Source organism: Bacillus sp. FSL K6-6540, from assembly GCF_038007545.1.
In genome coordinates this window covers 592,059-611,862 of the sequence record NZ_JBBOXH010000002.1, presented here as the reverse complement: position 1 = coordinate 611,862, position 19,804 = coordinate 592,059, and the positions used below count along the sequence as shown (strand labels likewise).

Annotated in this window: 18 protein-coding genes and 1 other annotated feature; of the genes, 8 read left to right on the top strand and 10 right to left on the bottom strand. The window is 43.9% G+C overall.

Features of this window, described 5'->3' with window-relative positions:
• Position 1: 1 nt before the first annotated feature.
• The 3 genes from dltB to MHH82_RS35495 are packed head-to-tail and all read right to left on the bottom strand — an operon-like array spanning position 2 to position 2,864.
• Positions 2-1,189, bottom strand: a complete 1,188-nt coding sequence (gene dltB / locus MHH82_RS35505; RefSeq protein ID WP_049140909.1) for a D-alanyl-lipoteichoic acid biosynthesis protein DltB — start codon at positions 1,187-1,189, stop codon at positions 2-4.
• The gene (gene dltA / locus MHH82_RS35500; RefSeq protein WP_072175345.1) at positions 1,186-2,697 is read right to left on the bottom strand and encodes a D-alanine--poly(phosphoribitol) ligase subunit DltA; all 1,512 of its coding nucleotides are present in this window, start codon (positions 2,695-2,697) and stop codon (positions 1,186-1,188) included. Before dltA ends, dltB begins: the two co-directional genes overlap by 4 nt.
• A 17-nt stretch (positions 2,698-2,714) precedes the next feature.
• Positions 2,715-2,864: a teichoic acid D-Ala incorporation-associated protein DltX gene (locus MHH82_RS35495; RefSeq protein WP_003227330.1), complete on the bottom strand. Its 150-nt coding sequence runs from the start codon at positions 2,862-2,864 to the stop codon at positions 2,715-2,717.
• Between the two features lie 149 nt (positions 2,865-3,013).
• On the opposite strand from MHH82_RS35495, the gene MHH82_RS35490 reads away from it, so the two are divergent.
• The 3 genes from MHH82_RS35490 to ywaC all read left to right on the top strand — a co-directional run bounded on the left by MHH82_RS35490 (position 3,014) and on the right by ywaC (position 5,020).
• Positions 3,014-3,148 (top strand): hypothetical protein, encoded by a 135-nt coding sequence (locus MHH82_RS35490; protein WP_021480955.1) that lies wholly within the window; start codon positions 3,014-3,016, stop codon positions 3,146-3,148.
• A gap of 162 nt (positions 3,149-3,310) precedes the next feature.
• The gene (locus tag MHH82_RS35485) at positions 3,311-4,246 is read left to right on the top strand and encodes a 1,4-dihydroxy-2-naphthoate polyprenyltransferase (RefSeq protein ID WP_009968370.1); all 936 of its coding nucleotides are present in this window, start codon (positions 3,311-3,313) and stop codon (positions 4,244-4,246) included.
• A gap of 141 nt (positions 4,247-4,387) precedes the next feature.
• Positions 4,388-5,020 carry a GTP pyrophosphokinase YwaC gene (ywaC, locus tag MHH82_RS35480; protein WP_003244564.1) on the top strand — a complete coding sequence of 211 codons (633 nt, stop codon included), beginning with the start codon at positions 4,388-4,390 and terminating at the stop codon, positions 5,018-5,020.
• 29 nt (positions 5,021-5,049) lie between these two features.
• Here ywaC and ywaD read toward each other — a convergent pair whose 3' ends face one another.
• The 3 genes from ywaD to ywaE form a co-directional block, all read right to left on the bottom strand.
• Complete coding sequence (gene ywaD, locus MHH82_RS35475) at positions 5,050-6,417, bottom strand: aminopeptidase YwaD (protein ID WP_072175346.1); 1,368 nt, start codon at positions 6,415-6,417, stop codon at positions 5,050-5,052.
• Between the two features lie 155 nt (positions 6,418-6,572).
• Positions 6,573-7,814, bottom strand: a complete 1,242-nt coding sequence (gene tyrS / locus MHH82_RS35470) for a tyrosine--tRNA ligase (RefSeq protein ID WP_072175347.1) — start codon at positions 7,812-7,814, stop codon at positions 6,573-6,575.
• 41 nt (positions 7,815-7,855) lie between these two features.
• Positions 7,856-8,070: a binding site (T-box leader), on the bottom strand.
• Positions 8,065-8,580: a tyrZ transcriptional regulator YwaE gene (ywaE, locus tag MHH82_RS35465; protein WP_019712840.1), complete on the bottom strand. Its 516-nt coding sequence runs from the start codon at positions 8,578-8,580 to the stop codon at positions 8,065-8,067. Its footprint overlaps the feature before it by 6 nt.
• 149 nt (positions 8,581-8,729) lie before the next feature.
• On the opposite strand from ywaE, the gene MHH82_RS35460 reads away from it, so the two are divergent.
• On the top strand, positions 8,730-9,443 hold the full coding sequence (locus MHH82_RS35460; RefSeq protein WP_003227346.1) for a YwaF family protein: 714 nt from the start codon (positions 8,730-8,732) through the stop codon (positions 9,441-9,443).
• A 109-nt stretch (positions 9,444-9,552) separates the two neighbouring features.
• The gene (locus tag MHH82_RS35455) at positions 9,553-10,413 is read left to right on the top strand and encodes a glycosyltransferase family 8 protein (RefSeq protein ID WP_072175348.1); all 861 of its coding nucleotides are present in this window, start codon (positions 9,553-9,555) and stop codon (positions 10,411-10,413) included.
• Between the two features lie 49 nt (positions 10,414-10,462).
• On the opposite strand, the gene sacY is transcribed toward MHH82_RS35455, so the two are convergent.
• The 3 genes from sacY to epr form a co-directional block, all read right to left on the bottom strand.
• On the bottom strand, positions 10,463-11,305 hold the full coding sequence (gene sacY, locus MHH82_RS35450; protein ID WP_003227349.1) for a transcription antiterminator SacY: 843 nt from the start codon (positions 11,303-11,305) through the stop codon (positions 10,463-10,465).
• Between the two features lie 53 nt (positions 11,306-11,358).
• Positions 11,359-12,738 carry a SacY negative regulator SacX gene (gene sacX / locus MHH82_RS35445; protein WP_003243800.1) on the bottom strand — a complete coding sequence of 460 codons (1,380 nt, stop codon included), beginning with the start codon at positions 12,736-12,738 and terminating at the stop codon, positions 11,359-11,361.
• Between the two features lie 427 nt (positions 12,739-13,165).
• On the bottom strand, positions 13,166-15,103 hold the full coding sequence (epr, locus tag MHH82_RS35440) for a minor protease Epr (RefSeq protein WP_072175349.1): 1,938 nt from the start codon (positions 15,101-15,103) through the stop codon (positions 13,166-13,168).
• Positions 15,104-15,330: 227 nt separating this feature from the next.
• Here epr and celB point away from each other — a divergent pair, with 227 nt between their 5' ends.
• The 3 genes from celB to MHH82_RS35425 all read left to right on the top strand — a co-directional run bounded on the left by celB (position 15,331) and on the right by MHH82_RS35425 (position 19,095).
• On the top strand, positions 15,331-16,665 hold the full coding sequence (celB, locus tag MHH82_RS35435) for a PTS cellobiose transporter subunit IIC (RefSeq protein ID WP_072175350.1): 1,335 nt from the start codon (positions 15,331-15,333) through the stop codon (positions 16,663-16,665).
• Positions 16,666-16,743: 78 nt separating this feature from the next.
• Positions 16,744-17,421, top strand: a complete 678-nt coding sequence (locus MHH82_RS35430) for a DUF2711 domain-containing protein (RefSeq protein WP_072175351.1) — start codon at positions 16,744-16,746, stop codon at positions 17,419-17,421.
• A gap of 381 nt (positions 17,422-17,802) precedes the next feature.
• Positions 17,803-19,095 (top strand): Kelch repeat-containing protein, encoded by a 1,293-nt coding sequence (locus MHH82_RS35425; RefSeq protein ID WP_072175352.1) that lies wholly within the window; start codon positions 17,803-17,805, stop codon positions 19,093-19,095.
• 249 nt (positions 19,096-19,344) lie between these two features.
• On the opposite strand, the gene glxA is transcribed toward MHH82_RS35425, so the two are convergent.
• The gene (glxA, locus tag MHH82_RS35420) at positions 19,345-19,725 is read right to left on the bottom strand and encodes a glyoxalase GlxA (RefSeq protein WP_038828138.1); all 381 of its coding nucleotides are present in this window, start codon (positions 19,723-19,725) and stop codon (positions 19,345-19,347) included.
• Positions 19,726-19,804: the final 79 nt, after the last annotated feature.

Below are 19,804 nucleotides of genomic sequence, written 5' to 3'. Positions count from 1 at the left end.
TTTAATGGTGGTGATGAAATGGTTTTCCTGAGAAAATATAAAACCCGAAGCAAACGAAATGGAATGTGATCACAATCGCGAGAATGGTTGTCCAGCGGTTGGACGGCAGCCATTTATATTTCTTATTCCACTTCTCGAAAAAGTTGTAACACGTCATCAGAACGGCGTGATAGAGGCCGTAAATGATATATTGCGGCGCGAGCCCGTGCCAAACCCCCATCAGCATAAACAGCAGGAAATATCCGATGTTTGAGACGGCCATACGGTTTTTGATCCACTTTTTCTTAGTCATCCAAAATACGAATCTCATAAACACATAATCTCTGAACCAAAATGACAGAGACATATGCCAGCGATTCCAGAAATCTTTAATATTTTTACTGATAAACGGTTTATTAAAGTTTTCTGGTGATTTAATGCCCATAATGTAGCTGACCCCGACGGCAAACATCGTGTAGCCGGCGAAATCAAAGAATAAATACATGCTGTAGCCGTACATGTACAGCAGGTTCCCAAGAATCTTATTGTGCGTGATTGCGGGAAGATTCATGATGAAGTACGTATTGATCGCGTAGCCGATAATAAATTTATACAGGAAACCGATAAAGATTTTATGGATTCCCGTATACAGCAGGTCGGCGTATTCTTCTTTCGTCCAAGCCTTCTGTTCATCCTTGACGAACCGGCGGTATCTGTCGATCGGGCCGGAGGAAATCGTCGGGAAAAACAGGATGAAATACAGCAGGCGGTGCAATGGCAGCTGTTCTTTCAGCAGTCCGTCTCTTGCTTCCATAATCAGCTGAACGCCTTTAAAGGTTAAATATGAAATCCCTAAAAAGCTGATCAGGTTATGCGGCGCATGATGCGGCTGCGGGTGCGACAGAAACGGCCATATTTTTGACAGAAATAAAGGCAGAATCGACGCGATAACAGCCCCGCAAAAGACAAAGCCGCTGTTCGCTTTCTGCCGGTATGCCAGATAGCCGCTGATCAGGAGCACCTGCCATATTGTAAACAGGCACAGCGCGATGACCCCGTGTAAGTCGTGCGAAAAAATTAAAGCCAATATAATGATAGATATGAACATGTTGTATGCTTGAAATCTTTTTCCGTTTAAGCCGAGAATGATCGTCGGCAGAAGAAGAATGCCAAGCAGTATAAAGAATAAAAACGAGCTGTAAGGCGTCATACAAGAACCTCTTCGCCAATGCGTTTTCGGTCAATTTTGCCGTTAGCCGTCATTTGAATGTGATCCTGATAGATAAATTTTCTCGGGATCATATATGCCGGAAGGGAAGCGGCAAGCTCTTTTTTAATAGCGCTTGTCAGCTGGAATTCCTTCTCGAACTCATGCTCCTCAGGCACAATAGCAGCGATCAAGTACTCAACTGTTCCGTTTGGCTGATAAGGAATCACGACAGCAGAGCGAACGTACTGTGACTGTCTGACATGGAACTCGATTTCCTCCAGCTCCATTCGATAGCCGTGAAGTTTAATCTGAAAATCCAAACGTCCTTGGCAGAAAATCTGACCGTCTTGAATAAAGCCGGCATCGCCAGTTCGGTATGCCCACTGGCCTTCATGAGAGAAAAACGCTTTTTCCGTCAGCTCTGGCTCACCAAGGTAGCCTCGGCTTACACTCGGCCCTGCAATGACGATTTCTCCTTTTTCTCCATCAGGAAGCGGTTGTCCCTCTTCATCCATAATGAAAATGTTCATATCTGGTTTGGCGAAGCCCACTGGAAGCGATTCGCTGCGGCTGATGACGTCAGCCGTAATTTCAACCGATGTGACAGCCACTGTCGCTTCAGTCGGGCCGTACGTATTAAAAATCTTTGCTTTCGGAAAACGCTCAAGCAGCGCTTTTGCCACAGAAACCGGAAGAACCTCTCCGCAAAACATAAATGTGTCCGCATGAGGCAGCAGATCCTGTGAAAAACCCGGATCCATCAGGCACATTTGCACAAAGGAAGGTGTTGATGTCCACACATTCAGTCCGGACTTCTTCAGCTCTTCAAATAAGACTTTCGGCTTGTTCACAGCATCCTTTGTCACGCAATGTAAAGTCCCGCCTGATTGAAGGCACGGATATAGGTCCATGACAGACAAATCAAATGAGAACGGCGCTTGGTTTAAAAATATTTTTCCTCCGCTGACTGGAAAGTCTGCACAAATCCAGTCTGTGAAGCTTTGAAGATTCGCAGCGGAAATCTGCACGCCTTTCGGATTTCCTGTGCTTCCGGAAGTGTAAATGATATAAAACGTTTCGTGTTCTTTGACCCATTGATCTTGGCTGACAGAGCCGCCTTCGTTTTCCAGCAGTTCTTCCGCAGAAACTGTCTGAATCTGCTGGCCGACTGCATCAATTGAGAGTCCTGCTGCATGGATCAGCAATTCTGCTCCAGAGCTTTCGATAATTTTCGCAATCCGTTCGGACGGAATAGAAAGGTCAACCGGAATATAAGGATGTCCCGCTTTGACACTTCCCAAGAAGGAAACGATCATGTGCGGCTCCATGTGGCCGTACACAAGGATAGGAGATTTCTTTTCCCCAGAAATGCGTTTTTGGATCGCGGCAGCCGCGCGGTCAGACTGCTCCCATAATTCCTGATACGTGAGCGACTGGCCTTGAGAGCGGAAGGCATCGGTTTGCGGATAAGTTTCCGCATGTGTTTGAATAGCATGTAAAAGTTTCATAGTTATTCTCTCTCCAATTAGAAATCGTTATAAATATATGAACCGGTATTCGCGGTGTGAAAACCATACATAAAAAACAAAACAAGCAGTATCATCAAATAAAAGCCTGTATGACATGTCCACTTGACAGCGGGTTTTTCATACAGCTGTTTCATTAATTGCAGCATATCAAAAATTCCCTTCCCGTTTTTTCGACAATCACATGATTATTTGACGATCAGATGCTCAAAAAGTTTCATTTTTTCCCTAATCTCCCTCAAATTAATATATCGGCGTATGTTTTTGAAAATGAATCTTTATACCTGCAAGGGCAAGAATGGAATGTTTCGAGCTGATTCATAATAAAGGAAAAGATAGCTGGAGTCAAAAGATCTTTTTAACTTTTAAAAAGTGTAATGTACTTAAAAAAATTTTTCTGTACCTGTTCGTTCAAGTGAAAGCAGAAACCTAATGAAATCAGGGCGAGAAGCGTATAATAAGAAAGAAAACGCCTTCTTGCGGTATCTTGTGAAATAAGGGAGAAGTCATTATGATAGATAAGGAAGCAAAAGGAGTTTTTTATTAAGCTGCCGGCTGAAAAAAAGTAAGCCTTTTAATAGAAAGGAAGAGGAAGATGAACCAAACAAATAAGGGTGAGGGTCAGACAGCGCCGCAAAAAGAAAGCATGGGGCAGATCCTTTGGCAGTTAACCCGTCCTCATACGTTAACCGCATCGTTTGTGCCTGTGCTGCTCGGAACCGTTTTGGCGATGTTTTATGTGAAGGTTGATCTGCTGCTGTTTTTGGCTATGCTGTTTTCTTGCCTATGGATCCAGATCGCGACGAACTTATTTAATGAATACTATGATTTTAAACGCGGATTAGATACAGCAGAATCAGTCGGAATCGGAGGGGCAATTGTACGCCACGGAATGAAGCCTAAAACGATTTTGCAATTAGCTCTGGCCTCATACGGGATTGCCATTTTGCTCGGTGTCTATATTTGTGCGAGCAGCAGCTGGTGGCTTGCGCTGATCGGCCTTGTCGGCATGGCGATCGGCTACCTGTATACAGGCGGGCCGCTCCCGATTGCGTACACGCCGTTCGGTGAATTATTCTCAGGCATTTGCATGGGTTCGGTGTTTGTGCTGATTTCGTTTTTCATTCAGACAGATAAGATCAATATGCAGAGCATTTTGATTTCCATCCCGATTGCGATTCTTGTCGGCGCGATTAACCTGTCGAACAACATTCGTGATATTGAAGAGGACAAAAAAGGCGGACGCAAAACATTGGCGATTTTGATGGGGCATAAGGGAGCTGTTACTCTGTTAGCTGCGTCGTTTGCCGTCGCTTATATCTGGGTTGTCGGCTTGGTTATTACCGGTGCCGCAAGCCCATGGCTGTTTGTCGTCTTTTTGAGCGTGCCTAAGCCGGTTCAGGCAGTGAAGGGCTTCGTCCAGAACGAAATGCCGATGAATATGATTGTCGCAATGAAATCAACAGCCCAAACAAATACATTTTTCGGATTCCTGCTCTCGATCGGATTATTGATCAGCTATTTCCGATAATAAAAAAGACCGCTCGTTTCATGCGGTCTTTTTTTGTTACAATCGACCGCATTTTGTAAAAAAATTCATAGAACCTTGCAGCAGACAGGGACGTCTAGTACATGGACAGCGGATAAAGTTCCGTTAAAGGAGATGACGAACATGGATTTATCTGTAACACATATGGACGATTTAAAAACAGTAATGGAAGATTGGAAAAATGAGTTATTAGTTTATAAATTTGCGCTAGATGCGCTCGATACAAAGTTCTCAATTATCAGCCAGGAATATAACCTCATTCACGGACACAACCCGATTGAACATACAAAATCCCGTGTAAAAAGCTTTGAAAGCATCGTGAATAAGTTAATGAGAAAGGGCTGTGAGATTACGACGAAGGAAATGAAGGAGCATATTCACGACATTGCCGGCGTGCGCATCATCTGTTCCTTTATTTCTGACATTTATAATGTCGTGAATGTGTTGAAGCAGCATGAAGATTTGAGAATCGTAAAGGTAAAAGATTATATCCAGACACCCAAACCGAATGGCTATCGAAGCCTGCATTTAATCATTGAGATGCCTGTGAATTTAACGAACCGTGTGGAATACGTCAAAGCAGAAATTCAAATCCGGACAATCGCGATGGATTTCTGGGCGAGCCTTGAACATAAAATTTACTATAAATTGAACAATGACGTTCCTAAGCAATTAACAGATGAGCTGAAGGAAGCCGCGGAGATTGCCCATTACCTAGATGAGAAAATGCTGGGGATTAAGAAAGAAGTGGATTAAAAAAGACGGCACCCAAGTGCCGTCTTTTTTTATTTGATATCTTCAAAAATGTCAGTTGCTTTGGCCTTCATTTGTTTCTTAATGGTTTTCGGTTTCTTCTCTTTTTTCACAGCCTCATAGACAGCGGCTGTCACAAGATCGCCTGCTTGCTGGAGGCGTTCTTTGCTGATATGTTCAATCGAGTCTTCAGGGGTATGATACCACGGCTCAACTTCTTCTGTTTCCGGGTCTCCCCAAATAAAGTTGGCGGAATCAATGCCGGCTTCGTGGAATGGCACATGATCAGATGATCCTCCCTGTGTCAGAGACAGGCTGTCAAACCCAATTTTTTCAGCAGCCGTATGGCTGGATTCCCAAACATAGTTAGATTGGCCGTCCAATGTGTTGACATACAACTCAGACGCTTTTTCCCAGCTTGTGCCTACCATATCTAAGTTGAAGTTCACTTCGCTTCGTTTCAGCTCTTTTTCCGATAGATGATCTACATAGTGAGAGGAGCCGAGCAGGCCGAGCTCTTCGGCGCCGAAAGCGATAAAGCGGATTTCTTTATCAGATGGAACGCTTTTTAAGACACGCGCCATCTCCAGCATAACAGAGGTTCCTGAGCCGTTGTCATTTGCTCCGGGTGAAAAAGGAACACTGTCGTAATGGGCCGTCACGTACACAATGTCTGGATGTTTGATGTTCTTTGGTTTTTTAATTCCGATGATGTTCTGAGAGGTTTGGTTTGTGAATGCTTTTAGTTTTAAGGTGGCTTCTTTTTGCTGGGTAAGTGCTTCGCCGTCTTCTTTCTTAATGCCGACGACCGGAATGCCGACTTTATTTCCCGACAGGTTTGGCGTCATAGGCACGAGGCTTTCTTTGTTGTTATAAATGATGACAGCTTTCGCTCCGGCGGCTTCGGCATTTTTGGCTTTCTCGTAATAAGTCAGGTCTCCTCTGGAAATCAAGGCGATTTTGCCCTTGGCGTCAGCGGTAAAGTCCTTTTGATAGCCCAATCCCGCATTGTAAAGCGGGGCCGTCAGCTCTTGTTCCTCAGTCGGAGCTGAGCCCGACGCCGCTTGGAGAAGAATATCGCGTCCTGCTGAAGACAGTGTACCCTCAAGCCGGTCAGGAATGTTGAATCGTTGAACCTTCACATCAAGCTTTAATTTTCTCAAGGATGAGGCGATCAATAGGGCACTCTTTTTTTCAGCTGCAGTTCCGGCTATTCTGGGGCCGATTGCTTCACTTAGCTGAGAAATGGTAGAGTACGCATGCTTTGCTTTGAATGGAAGCTCGCGCTCGCTATTTGATATTTGTAAAGCGTGCGCGGCAGGGGTGACACTCTGTGCCGGCAAGAGCAGTGTGCCGGCAGTTAAAACAGCCATCGTCATGACAGTCAAAAGCTTTTTCATCAAAAATAAACCTCCCCTAAATGTATGGTTGGAGAATATTTCGGGATGCTAAAGGAGTTTCCTGCAAGATGGAGAGCGTTTTTGAAAAGACAGTGCTTTATACCTGCAAAAAAACGCTTATGAATGAAGGGTCATAAGCGTTTCGGAATATCAGATTATTGGAGCTTTAAAAACTTGCGTTTGCCGACTTGGATGATCATATTCTCTCTTATCTCTGCTTTGGCGTGAACATCTGTTACTTTCTCTCCGTCGATGCGTACACCTCCGTTTTGAATCATGCGGCGCGCCTCGCTCTTCGAAGAGAGGAGCTTTAGCTTGACGAGCAGATCAATCATCGCTATCGTTTTTTCGCCTTTCCAGTTTACGGCCGGTATATCTTCCGGCAGGCTGTTTTCCTGAAAGACTGTTTTAAACGAGTGTTCGGCAGCTTCTGCTGCTTTCTCTCCGTGATACATTCGGACGATTGTTTTGGCTAAAAGCATTTTGGCATCACGCGGATGAACGGCGCCGGTTTCTAAGTCTTTCACGAGCTGTTTTTTCTCTTCAAGCTCTAAGTCTGTAGCCAAATGGATGTATTTTTTCATCAGGCTGTCGGGCAGTGACATCGTTTTTCCGTACATGTCGTTTGGATGTTCGTTAATGCCAATGTAGTTGTGTTTCGACTTCGACATTTTCTCGACGCCATCCAAGCCTTCCAAGAGCGGCATCAGGATGACGACTTGTTTTTCTTTGTTGTATCGTTCTTGGAAATGCCGTCCCATGAGGACATTGAAATGCTGATCCGTTCCGCCTAATTCAATATCACTTTCGAGAACGACAGAATCATATCCCTGCATCAATGGGTAAAAGAATTCATGCAGTGAGATTGGTTTTTGCATGGCGATGCGTTCTTCAAAGTCGTCGCGCTCCATCAGGCGGGCTACCGTTATTTTCCCTGCTAATTCAATGACATCTTCCAGATTCAATGTTTTCAGCCATTTTGAGTTATAGTGAAGCTCGACTTTTTCTGGATCAAGCACTTTTCCGAATTGCTCAAAGTAGGTTTTGGCATTGTGCTGAACTTCTTCATCAGTCAGTTGCTTTCTGGCTGCCGATTTTCCGGTCGGATCACCAATTTTTCCTGTGAAATCCCCAATTAACAGCTGGACAATGTGGCCGTTTTCTTGAAATTGGCGAAGCTTATTTAACACAACCGTATGGCCCAAATGTACATCCGGTGCAGACGGATCTAATCCGAGCTTAATTTTAAGCGGCGTGCCCGTGGAAATTGATTTCACGAGCTTTGCCTTTAATTCCTCCGGCGGTATGACTTCGTGGGCGCCTGTCATGTATAGCTGAAGCTGTCTTTCTACCTCTTTTTGCTGTGACGCTGTGAGCTGCTCAAATGTTCTCATCATTTTTCCTCCTTTTTTACAAACACAAAAAAGAGCCCATCCCAATAAGGGACGTGGCTCAATGCACGCGGTACCACCCTGGTTGAAGACATTGTCTTCCGCTCATTCGAATAACGGTTTCCCGTTCTTTGCTACTTTTAAGGTTCACAAAGAAAGCTCGGGGAGGTAATTCACGTTTGCTGTGTGCCGGCTCGCACCTTCCGCCGGCTCTCTGAAACAGGGAGACAAACCGCTACTGGATTCCCGTCAAAGCTTATGTTGTATGAAGATTGTCAGCTACCTTTCTAAGCAGCCCTGTCAATATTTTCTGTTCGTCCTTCGTCATTCCCGCAATGAGCTCTGTTTCCCCTTTGTGAAACTCCGGGTAGAGTTCTTCGATCGCTTGTTTGCCGGAATCGGTGATAGAGACAAACACGAGTCGCCGATCTCTTGTGTCGATGCTTTTACGGCAAAAATTCTTTTTTTCGAGCGTTTTGATCACGTTGCTTGCTGTAGCTGTAGATATCCCTGACAGCTCAGCGATTTTTCTCGTTTCGAGCGCTCCCCATACCCATAGATCATAAAGAATGGAGAAAGCGGTCCAAGAAAGGTTATAGGAAGAAAGAACCTCAGTCTCCATTTTGACACGGAGCCTTTGTGCAGACCGATACAGATTCGTAGCGATCGAAATGGCTTCTAGGTTGAGTGACTCGACGGGCATTTGTTTGAGCTTAGAAAGTGTATCGTGTTCTTCCTTCCGAAGCTGCTGATGTTGATGTGAACGTTCCATTTTTTAGGCCTGCCTTAAATTATCAGAATCATTAGCTATGAAACGAATTGTAACAGACTCTGATGTGAACTTCAAGCCCATATATCGGTGAATAAAAAAAGCCCAAACAACGCCAAAATAAACAAAAACCCGCAAACGGGGGTGCAGTTTTGCAAAAATATGTTCAATCCGTCTATAAGCATGATCCGTTTCATCTGTTTTCGACAGAGCATGTAGTGACGTTAGCGATTATCGCCCTTTTGGCCATTCTGTTGTTTTTGTTCCAAGAGGGGGTCAAGCAGCCGAGGGCCAGCCGGTTTTTACGTTCTCTGTTTGTGTTTCTTTTGCTTGGTTCGCAAATCGGCTATCAAATATGGATGGTCGCCACGGGCAGGTGGTCGGTGCGCACTTCATTGCCTCTCCAGCTTAGTGACCTGTCGGTGTATTTGTCAGCTATTATGTTAGTGACAAAAAGCAGAAAGCTGTTTGTGTTTTTGTTTTTTGTCGGCATCGGCAGTTCGATTCAGGCTCTTGCCACTCCTGACCTCGGAATGTTTTCATTTCCGCATATCCGATATATCCTCTTTTTTATTTCTCACGGGTCTGTGTTTTTATCCTGTCTGCTGATGGCTGTGATTGGCACCTACAGAATGGGCCAGCGCTCGTTATGGGTGACAGTCCTGCTTGTTAATGTGTACGGCGTCTGTATTTTTCTGATTGATCGCTGGCTTGGCGCGAATTATATGTATTTGACGAAAAAACCGGGCGGTTCCTCTCTCTTAGATGTTCTCGGGCCATGGCCGTGGTATATCGTCTCGGCTGAAGCCATCACAATCGCAAGCTTTTTCATTCTTTATTGGCTTTATCGCATCTTCAAAAAATGACACCTTTTTTGTTGTATCACACATTCTGTTTAAAAAAATGTCGGAGAACGTGTTTATTTTTTTGAAAAAGGGTATGTAACTTGTACAACAAAAAGGGAGATGAATACCATTGAGGAAAGATGAAATCATGCATATCGTATCATGCGCAGATGATAATTATGCTCGTCATTTAGGTGGGATGTTCGTTTCTTTATTGACTAACATGGATCAGGAGAGAGAGGTAAAATTATACGTCATTGATGGCGGAATTAAGCCTGATAACAAAAAAAGACTGGAAGAAACCACTTTGAAATTCGGAGTGCCTATTGAGTTTTTAGAAGTGGATACCAACATGTATGAACATGCGGTTGAGAGCAGCCATATTACAAAAGCCGCGTATTACCGCATTTCGATTCCCGACTTAATTAAGGATGAAAACATCAAACGAATGATTTACATCGATTGTGATGCGCTTGTCCTAGAGGATATTTCTAAGCTATGGGACTTAGACATTGCGCCATACACCGTAGCCGCTGTTGAGGATGCGGGGCAGCATGAACGCCTGAAAGAAATGAACGTCACTGATACAGGGAAGTATTTTAACTCAGGTATCATGATTATTGATTTTGAGTCTTGGAGAAAGCAAAACATCACAGAAAAAGTCATCAACTTTATCAATGAACACCCAGACGAAGACTTTCTTGTGCTGCATGACCAAGATGCACTGAATGCGATCTTGTATGATCAGTGGTATGAACTTCATCCGCGCTGGAACGCTCAAACCTATATCATGTTAAAGCTGAAAACCCCATCGACTCTGTTAGGGCGGAAGCAATATAATGAAACGAGAGAAAACCCGGCAATCGTGCACTTCTGCGGCGGAGAAAAGCCTTGGAACTCCAATACAAAACATCCGTATCGCGATGAGTATTTCCATTACATGTCCTATACGAAGTGGAATACGATTGGGAATCCGGCGATCAACCAATAAATTAGATAAAAAAACGCTTTTGAGATGATCAAAAGCGTTTTTTTTTGTCTCAGCGTGCGACTGACCGTTGGTAGAACCGCTGAATATGCATGGCGATGTAGCATAATTCTTTTTCAGGAAACTCAAAGCCGTACTCCTTCTTCACAAAGGTGCCGATGCTTAGGGCACACAGGAAGGCATCCTTAAACTTCTCTTTAATGATGTCGATCATTTCTGCGTCCAGCTCGTAAATGGATTCGCCTGCTTTGATATGCTGAATGGCAAAGCGGAGATGGGTCACAAGCCGTTCATAAGAGATGGTATCTTCAACGATATTAATAGACAATTGAATTTCGATAATCTCGATAATATCACGGATCATTGTTGTAATATCAAGCGTTTGTGTCATATCGCCGGCATTGTTTCTTGCTGTGTGGATATGCATGGCGATATTGCCGATTTCATCATCAGGAATGTGAATCCCCAGTTTATCTTTAATCAGTGTTCTGGCCCATAAGCCGATCTGGAACTCCTTTGGATAAAGGACTTTGATTTCATTCAGCAGCGGATTTTTGATAACCATCCCATTGCTCAGGCGTTCAATCGCAAAGGAAAGATGGTCTGAAAAAGCGACATGAATGCGCTCGTTGATTTTGATATTCAGCTCTTTTTCGGCATGAGAGATAATTTGCTCAGAAATCTGAATGTGGTCTTCAGGCAATGTTTCTAAAATCTCTTCGAACTGCTTATAGTCAGGTGTATCTTTTCTGATAAAGGTTTTTTCTATTTTTGACGGATCGACAATATCATTCTTCTTTTTGTTAAACGCAATTCCTGCACCTAAGAGAATCTTCTCTTCATTTTGATCCTTTACGACGATAGCATTATGATTTAAGATTCTTTTAATTTTCATAGCTTTTTTGTCCTTTCATCCCCCGTTTTATGAATGAAAACGAATAAATCCAGTTATTCTGTCTCTTCTTTAAACCCGAGAAACAATGTAGCTATAAAAGCAGAGACGGCTGCGATCAAGAAACCGATCATATAATGAACAAAATTAGCGGCGCCAAACGGCAGCACGATTGAAATCATCGGAATGCCTGTCAGTCCGTATGAATTTGCCACAACTTGTACCGCAACCACGTATGCTCCGCCAATAGCACCGCCGATGGCTGCTCCGATAAAGGGACGGATCAATTTGAGATTTACCCCGAATACAATCGGCTCAACAATGCCTAAAAACGCGGTCAGAGAAGCGGGGAGCGCAATTTTCTTCAGGCTTGATTGTTTCGTTTTGAGGAATACCGCAAGCCCCGCTCCGCCTTGGGCCACATTCGCCATCGACCATATCGGCACTAAAAAGTTGACACCGACATGCGGATTAGCAAGCAGCGTTGCCTCAATTGCATAAAAGCTATGATGCAATCCAGATAGGACGATGGTGGAGTAGATGCCGCCGAAAAGAGCTCCGGCGGCAATGCCGGCGTGATCATAAATATAGACGATCGATTGTGTCATGATCTGGCCGATGATGGACGCGGCGGGATTCATCACAATCAGCGCAAGGCATCCTGTCACCATGACCGTAATAAAGGGAATGATCACGACATCAAGCGACTTCGGCACAATCGATTTTAATAGCTTCTCAATTTTGCTCATGACAAAAACGGAAAGAAGAATCGGTATCATGGAACCCTGATAGCCCATCATTGGGATATGAAGCCCCCATATGTCTAAGGAAGACGGGGTTTTGCTGCCGAGCATAGACGGGTCCAGCAGATCAGGATGCGTCAAAAGCCCTGCAATCACTGCCCCTAGGTATGGGTTGCTGCCAAATTGCCGTGCAGCACTGAATCCAACTAAAATCGGCAGTAAAATAAAGGCTGTGCTGGACACGAGGTCGAGCATTTTAATCCATGGGCTGCCGGCAGCGAACCAATGAAACACCTTAATCATGCCGATCAGCCCCATGAGCAGGCCGCTTGCTGTTATTGCCGGAATAATCGGCACAAAAATATCGGACAGTGTTTTCGCAAAAGCTGCGGCAGGGTTCAGCTTCCGGCTGGCTTTTTTCTGGTGGACAGGCTCTTCAGAAGGCGCGGTCTCCCATACATGAACGACTTCTTTATATATTTTGTTGACGACGCCTGCTCCGAAGATAATCTGGAAAAGCCCATAGCGGAAAAAGGTGCCCTGCACACCTTGCAGGTTCTCAATGGCATGTATATCAATTTTCGTCTCGTCTTTTACATCAAAACGAAGACGGGTCGTACAATGGCTGATGCTGATAATATTGTTTTTTCCTCCTGCGAGCAGCAGTAATTCTTTTGCAATCTCTTTATGCAAGCAATCAAAACCTCCTTTGCTGAAGAAAAGTCGGCTTGTTCATCGTATCAAATGAAAAGTTGACAATCAAAATGAAAAAAGTGAGAAATACCGGCTGAAAATGACAAAAATGCCCGCGTCGACGACGGAGCATGAGAATAGGGGGTTGTCCAAGGCGCCGTTATGAGCCCAACACGAAAAGAAGAGTTAAAATGCCCTGCTTTTTAGGCATTAATACTCCCTTTGCATCATTGGGTCTTGCCTGCCTGCCCAGTCACAATCCCGCCATATGTGGTGATAACTGTAATAACGTTCATTTTATGCTGTTCATGGCTGTATAGCAATAGTATGAAAAGCCTGTACAATGGATGGGAAAAAGGTTGTGTGTGATGTTCTTAGAATGTAAAAAACCTTTAAGACTTGGAATGCAAGTCTTAAAGGTTTTTGGTTACTTTTTCGGTTTGACGGCGTTCATCCGTTTTTGCAGCTTTGTTTTTTCATGGGATGCTTTTAATTGATTCACTGCAGACTGAGCGGATGTCTTTGATTTCTTTGTTTTGTCTTTTTCCGCTTTCTTCACTTTTGCCTTTGCAGTTTCCACTTTTTTTGCTTCAGCCGCCGCCACCTTTTTCTTCACTTTGTCTAACCGTTTTTGCAATGCCGTTTTGTCCTTGCCTGCTTGAAGCTGATTGACGGCTGATTGTGCTTTTGCCGCATTTGCATCAGTTGATTTCTTTTCAGCCGCAGATACGGATTGCTGTGCCGTGTTCAAATTGGTGCTCTTCACTTTGTTAAGGCGTTTCTGCAGGGACGTTTTTTCTGAACTTGCAGGCAGCTTGCCAATTGCTGATTGTGCGCTGTCCACATCTGTTTTCTTTTTGCTTTTTTCCGCTTTCGCAACTTTGTCTTTCGCTTGCTTTGACGCGATGTAGCGTTTTACTTGGTCTAAGCGTTTTTGAAGGTTCTTTTTGTCTGTTCCGTTTGGCAGCTTGTTGATGGCAGTTTGTGCTGTATCAACAGTTTGCTGTGTTTTATATTTTTCTGCCTTTGCGACTTTGTCTTTCGCATCTTTTACATTTCTGTAAGACTGTACTTTATTTAGTCTTTTTTGCAGGGCAGTTTTGGCGTCGGAGCCCGGCAGCTGGCTGACGAGTTCTCGCGCTTTGTCGATATCGATTTGTGCTTTTGTTTGTTCCGCTTTTTTCACCGCTTGCTCTGCTGCCGCGTACGCTGAATCTGTTGCCTGTGCTTTATACTGGATTAAGCCGTAGCCAAATTGCTGATCGCGGCCTGCGGTACCAAGATCAACGATGTTTTTCCGCATTTCCTCGCGAAGCTGGACGTTTGTCTCGGCAGGATCACGCTGTTTTAACAAGGCAAACATGGCAGCGGCGTGCGGTGTCGCTTGGGATGTTCCGCTTCCCGTTGCATAATACTGGTTTAAGTAAGTGCTTGTGATGTTTGTCCCCGGTGCTGAAAATTCAACTTCATCTCCAGTTGTTGAAAAGGAGGCAAGCTGATTCTTTTCGTTTGTTGCTGAAACCGCAACGACACTGCTGTATGCCGCCGGATAATTCACTGGCTTGCCGTTTCCGTCGTTACCGCTTGCGGCAACAAGCAGAACGCCTTGTTCATATGCTTTGTCCACGGCGTCATGAAGGATTTTGCTGTCTGACGTCGTGCCAAGGCTCATATTGACGATGTCCATCCCGTTTGCGATCGACCAGTCAATTCCTTGGAGAAGGCTTTGAAGATCCCCCGAGCCGTTCTGATCAAGCGCTTTAACCGCGTATATTTGTGCTTCCGGTGCGATGCCGTCAATTCCGTAGCCGTTATGCTTGGCTCCGATAATCCCTGCGACATGTGTTCCGTGGCCGTTATCATCTTTGTAAGAAGAGGTATAACTGACAGCTGAATACCCGCCGGCAATCGACAGGTCATCGTGGGGGGAGATTCCGCTGTCAATGACGGCAATTTTGATATTCTTTCCTGTCAGTCCTGCCTTCCAAGCCTGTTTCACCTGAATGGGCTCAAGGTTCCATTGCTCAAAGCTGTCAGAGGTGTCAGTGCCGTCTGACAGCACTTTGAAATCCGTGCTGTCTGCTGCGGTAAATGATACGTTGTTTTCTACATACAAAATATCAGGATCCTGCTTTAATTCTTTTACTGTCTCCTGGTCTGCTGTGACCGCTACCGCGGGAAGATGCTTATACTGCTGTTCAACATCAGCATCACTATCCAGGATGGTTTCCTTTCCGGCCTTGTTTTTATAAACCACAATAACCTCTTTCTCACTGTTGTTTTGCGCATGAGCGAGAGGGCCTATGGTGAGAAAACTGAAAAACAGAGTGACTGATACAACAAGTTTGCAAGACATGTTTTTCATGATTCATCTCCTTTTTCTATGATGTTTGATATATATATCGGAGAAAAAAAGAGAGATTAATAGAAAGAAGGAAAAAAATTTTCATAGGCAAGGTTGTTTTGCAAAATACAGATTTTTTCCGCATGAAGAGGAAATTTTCCAAATGAATTTGTAAGCGTTTTCAAAATAAGATAAAGAAAACATTGCGGAGGTTGTTCACAAAGCAATGAGAAAAGGGGGCTTTTAAGATGAGCACGTTCACTCGGGTGATGGAGGAAAAAATAATGCCTGTCGCCGGGAAAATTGCCGGGCAGCGGCATCTCAGCGCTTTGCGTGACGGAATTATCCTGACCATGCCGCTGATTATTATCGGGTCTGTCTTCTTGATTTTAACTAGCCTGCCGATTCCGGGGTATGCTGATTTCATGGCGAGTGTGTTTGGGAACGAGTGGGCTGATAAGCTCGGATATCCTGTTAACGCTTCGTTTGATATTATGGCGATGATTGCCGCTTTTGGGATCGCCTATCGGTTGGCAGAAAGCTATGGTGTCGATGCCCTTTCTGCCGGAGCGATTTCAATTGCCGCATTTCTGCTGGCGACGCCGTTTGAGGTGCCGTTTACACCGGATGGCTCAACGGAACCCATCATGGTAGGGGGCGGAATTCCGATCACGCTGCTCGGCAGCAAGGGCTTATTTGTCGCCATGCTGATCGCCTTGTTTTCAACCGAAATCTATCGGTACATTATTCAAAAAAATATCGTCTTCAAAATGCCAGACGGTGTGCCGCCTGCGGTAAGCAAATCGTTTGTCGCGCTGATTCCCGGCTTTATCATTGTGTTTCTCGTGTGGCTGGCGCGCCTTTTGATTGAAATGACACCTTTTCAGAGTCTGCACAATGTCGTAGGAGACCTGCTTGGCACACCGCTTTCCATCCTTGGCGGCAGTCTCGGCGGAAGCCTGATCGCTGAATTTGTGCAGATGCTGCTTTGGTCGTGCGGGATTCACGGGGCTTCCATCATTGGCGGAATCATGGCGCCGATTTGGTACGGCGCGATGGATGCCAACCGTCTTGCCTTCCAAGCGGGCGAGGCGCTGCCGAGTATTTTTACGACTCAGTTCTTTCAAATTTGGATCAATGTCGGCGGAAGCGGGGCGACGCTGGCGCTTGTCCTGACGATGCTTGTGCGCTCCCGGAGCAAACAAATGAAGCAGCTTGGACGATTAGGAATCGGCCCTGCGTTATTTAATATCAACGAGCCGATCATTTTCGGCATGCCGATTGTCATGAATCCGCTCCTTATTGTCCCATTTATCATCGCACCGCTCCTCACGATTACCGCGACTTATATCGGCATGAGCACCGGGCTGGTGGCAAGACCGGCCGGAATCGCGGTGCCATGGACGATGCCGCCGCTCATATCAGGTTACCTGGCGACAGGCGGAAAGGTGTCGGGTGCCGTTATGCAGCTGGTGAACCTGCTGATCACCTGTGCCATCTACTATCCGTTTTTCAGAATATGGGATCATCAAAAATGGCGGGAAGAGAGTGCGGTTGAATCTGGGGATAAAAATGTGATGTGATAGATGACCAGCCTGTCATAGGGCTGATCATCTCCTTTTAAACGAAAGAGAATGTTAGAATATGTAAAGGAGGTGCGCATGCTAGATTATATATGGTTAGATGACGAATCACCAATCTTACAACAAGTACCAGTTGAATACTCATCTGCTGCACTTATCTTTTCTCCTTTTATCCAAATGCCTGAAGGATGGGGAAATGCAAAAAGAAAAAATGATTATGAACATATTTATCCAAACGATGATGAAATAAGAGGAATAGGCAAGGCTGTTTCCTGGAAGAAGGTTATGTCTTCTTGTTGCTTTCAAACACATGCTGAGCTGGCGCTAGCTTTAATGACGTCGATAGGCGCTTTAAGGGACGAGTTCGCGAGAGAGGATTTGGCTGAGGTGTTATATGAAAACATAAATGGAGACCTCTATTATCCCAGTGAGGATCATATTTCAAATTTTCATATTCCGAGTTTGGTAAAGGTATTAGGTGCGAACGGATCCAATCGGTTTTATTACGCAGAACCGATTGTGGAAAACCGCGGCGTTTTGGACATAACTGAAGCCAACTTGCGGACGGTTCTTGATGAAGCCGCAGCAGAGCTCGTTTTAACTGATGAGAAAATGGATTTTGTGTTTATGAGTGTATATGACTCATTCATTAATGTCTTTTTAGCCAAAGATAAAAACATCCATGAATTGGTTGAGCGTATGGGCTGGGAAGCTATGATTTGCGATGAGTCAACGTATATCAGTTGGTATAGATAAAAAAGAACGTACATCACAAAATGTACGTTGGATATGTTGAATTTTCCCTATTGTTTTGCTCTGTGCGAAGGTCTATAGCGGTTTCTTGAATATGAAAGTATATATAAATAGACGCCAGTTTTTTTCTGTAGATTTTCTTTCTAAGCTCTTAACTGATAAAGAAAGTACTACTCGATGATATCCTGATACAATATCTGTAAATCATCAACTCCTTGATGTATAATGTCAGCTAGTTTTTGATTTTATTTCAATTTATAAAAAGACACTCCTATAATAGAGCGAGAACAATGCATTTTAACATAAATTTCAATAAAAGCTATAAAAAATTGGTAAACGAAGTCGATATTTGTTAAGTGCACCTATTAAAAAGGAGTGTTTAATTTGAGGAAATACTTAATTATGTTACTTTTGTTGATCATTTCAGTGACTCAATCGTTCCAGACTGCGAGTGCGGCTGAAGAAATTGGATGGGAAAAAAAGGCGGATTTACCAGAGGCGAGGGTTCATGCAAGTAGCAGTGTTGTAGATGGAAGAATTTACATAATTGGTGGTGGGAGCACTGCGAACTATGCTGAAAATCAAACATTTATGTATGATCCAAAAACAAATGAATGGACGAGGAAAGCTAACATGCCTACAGCGAGAGCGGGTGCTGCTACTGTTACCGTTGATAATAAGATCTATGTAATGGGGGGCAGATCGTTAGAGGGGTATGTCAATACAGTAGAAGTGTATGATACCAAAACTGATACTTGGGAAAAAATGGATGACCTTCCGTTTGAGTTGAAAATTCCAGCGAATAGTTTATACGCAGGGGTCATCGGAAAGAAAATATATGTAGTCGGATCTGGGAATACTTTAGCTCATAAAGATTATGGGAATACTTATAGTTATGACTTGGAAAATAAAAAATGGGAAAAGAAACAAAGATTTAATTATGAGGTAACTGATGGAACCTCGGCGGTAATCAATGATAAATTATATATTTCTGGCGGCAGACAAGCATCGAATCAAAGTATGTATGAATATAATCCAGTGAGTGATAGCTGGAAAGTAAAAAAGGGAGGATTTTCAGGACATTATCTTTCGTCGGTGGTATATAATGGTAAGATGTTGGTAACAGGGAATGTCTATACAGTTAGGGTTTATGATCCTAACTCGGAAACATTTACAACTCTATCTGTTCCTAAAACAGACTATTACAAAATGGCGCATTCATCTGTAATAGTTGATGATACTCTTTACATGATAGGAGGAAGGGAGCAAAACGGCGGTTTTGCTGAAAAAGCGTTCAAATATAAATCAGTTGATGCAATTTCATTAAAAGATTTAGGTATAAAATCAGATAGTAGTACAGAAGGTGAAAAAGATAAGCCTTCTGGTGGTGATACGACAATACCAGGAGATAAAGATAATGATGATGTAACATCTGGCTCAGATGAGGGGCAAGCTCTTCTTGTAGTCACGATGACCAACGGTCTACAAAAGGAATATGAGCTTTCCATGAAGGAAGTGAATGATTTCATCAAATGGTACGGAGCACGTGATAAAGGGGAAGGACCTGGTTTTTATGTAATTGATGAGCATGACAACAACAAAGGGCCGTTTGAAAGCAAAAAAGATTATGTTGTATTTAAGAATATTTTAATGTTTGAGGTTAACAAATATAAGTAAGCCTGTCAGCCATTCAGTGAACTGAATGGCCTTTTTATTTTACACTAATTTTTTTATTCTGCTTAAAGAGATTTTTTTCTCATCCTTCCCTTCATGCATAGGATGCGCGCCTAGATACGGCTTCGCCACACCTTCAAGTAATTGCGGAATTCATACGGAAACTGATGTAGTGTTGCTGGCCTTCCGGATATGACATACTCTCTGTTAATCAGGCTCGAACGTACATCACAAAATGTACGTTCTTTATTTTTACCGCTGAAAGAACTCAATCCACTCACCATCAGGACCTTCGATATAAAAGTAACGGTACCCGTTTGGTAGAGTTGTAATCTCCTCGTCGATAAATTTCGCGTTCATTCTTTCCGCTTTTGTATATTCAGCCGCGATGTCATCCGTCAGCAGGGCAATGTGGTGCACTTTTCCTTCAGCGGGAAGCTCGCTGCTGTAGCCTTGAATCAGTTCAATTTCTGTTTCCGGGCCGTCTTCAAAGCCAAGAAAAGCAAGCTCGATTACACCATTCGTGTGAGTGATGCGATCCTTCAATTTCATGCCTAGTACCTCTTCATAAAATGTGATGGACGCGTTAATATCTCTTACCATGATGCCTGTATGGTCAATTCGTTTTGCCATGCTGCTCCTCCTCGTAACTCTTTTTGTCTATCGTAGAAAAACCTTTCCTTTCTGTCAATGCAGACATCTTGGCGTTTTG

What these genes read in the sequence shown, in the direction of transcription:
- dltA (WP_072175345.1), bottom strand. Translation starts at nt 2,697, where the DNA reads ATGAAACTTTTACATGCTATTCAAACACATGCGGAAACTTATCCGCAA.
- ywaC (WP_003244564.1), top strand. Translation starts at nt 4,388, where the DNA reads ATGGATTTATCTGTAACACATATGGACGATTTAAAAACAGTAATGGAA.
- dltB (WP_049140909.1), bottom strand. Translation starts at nt 1,189, where the DNA reads ATGACGCCTTACAGCTCGTTTTTATTCTTTATACTGCTTGGCATTCTT.
- sacY (WP_003227349.1), bottom strand. Translation starts at nt 11,305, where the DNA reads ATGAAAATTAAAAGAATCTTAAATCATAATGCTATCGTCGTAAAGGAT.
- MHH82_RS35430 (WP_072175351.1), top strand. Translation starts at nt 16,744, where the DNA reads ATGCTAGATTATATATGGTTAGATGACGAATCACCAATCTTACAACAA.
- ywaE (WP_019712840.1), bottom strand. Translation starts at nt 8,580, where the DNA reads ATGGAACGTTCACATCAACATCAGCAGCTTCGGAAGGAAGAACACGAT.
- MHH82_RS35485 (WP_009968370.1), top strand. Translation starts at nt 3,311, where the DNA reads ATGAACCAAACAAATAAGGGTGAGGGTCAGACAGCGCCGCAAAAAGAA.
- glxA (WP_038828138.1), bottom strand. Translation starts at nt 19,725, where the DNA reads ATGGCAAAACGAATTGACCATACAGGCATCATGGTAAGAGATATTAAC.
- celB (WP_072175350.1), top strand. Translation starts at nt 15,331, where the DNA reads ATGAGCACGTTCACTCGGGTGATGGAGGAAAAAATAATGCCTGTCGCC.
- ywaD (WP_072175346.1), bottom strand. Translation starts at nt 6,417, where the DNA reads ATGAAAAAGCTTTTGACTGTCATGACGATGGCTGTTTTAACTGCCGGC.
- epr (WP_072175349.1), bottom strand. Translation starts at nt 15,103, where the DNA reads ATGAAAAACATGTCTTGCAAACTTGTTGTATCAGTCACTCTGTTTTTC.
- tyrS (WP_072175347.1), bottom strand. Translation starts at nt 7,814, where the DNA reads ATGATGAGAACATTTGAGCAGCTCACAGCGTCACAGCAAAAAGAGGTA.
- MHH82_RS35495 (WP_003227330.1), bottom strand. Translation starts at nt 2,864, where the DNA reads ATGCTGCAATTAATGAAACAGCTGTATGAAAAACCCGCTGTCAAGTGG.
- MHH82_RS35490 (WP_021480955.1), top strand. Translation starts at nt 3,014, where the DNA reads ATGGAATGTTTCGAGCTGATTCATAATAAAGGAAAAGATAGCTGGAGT.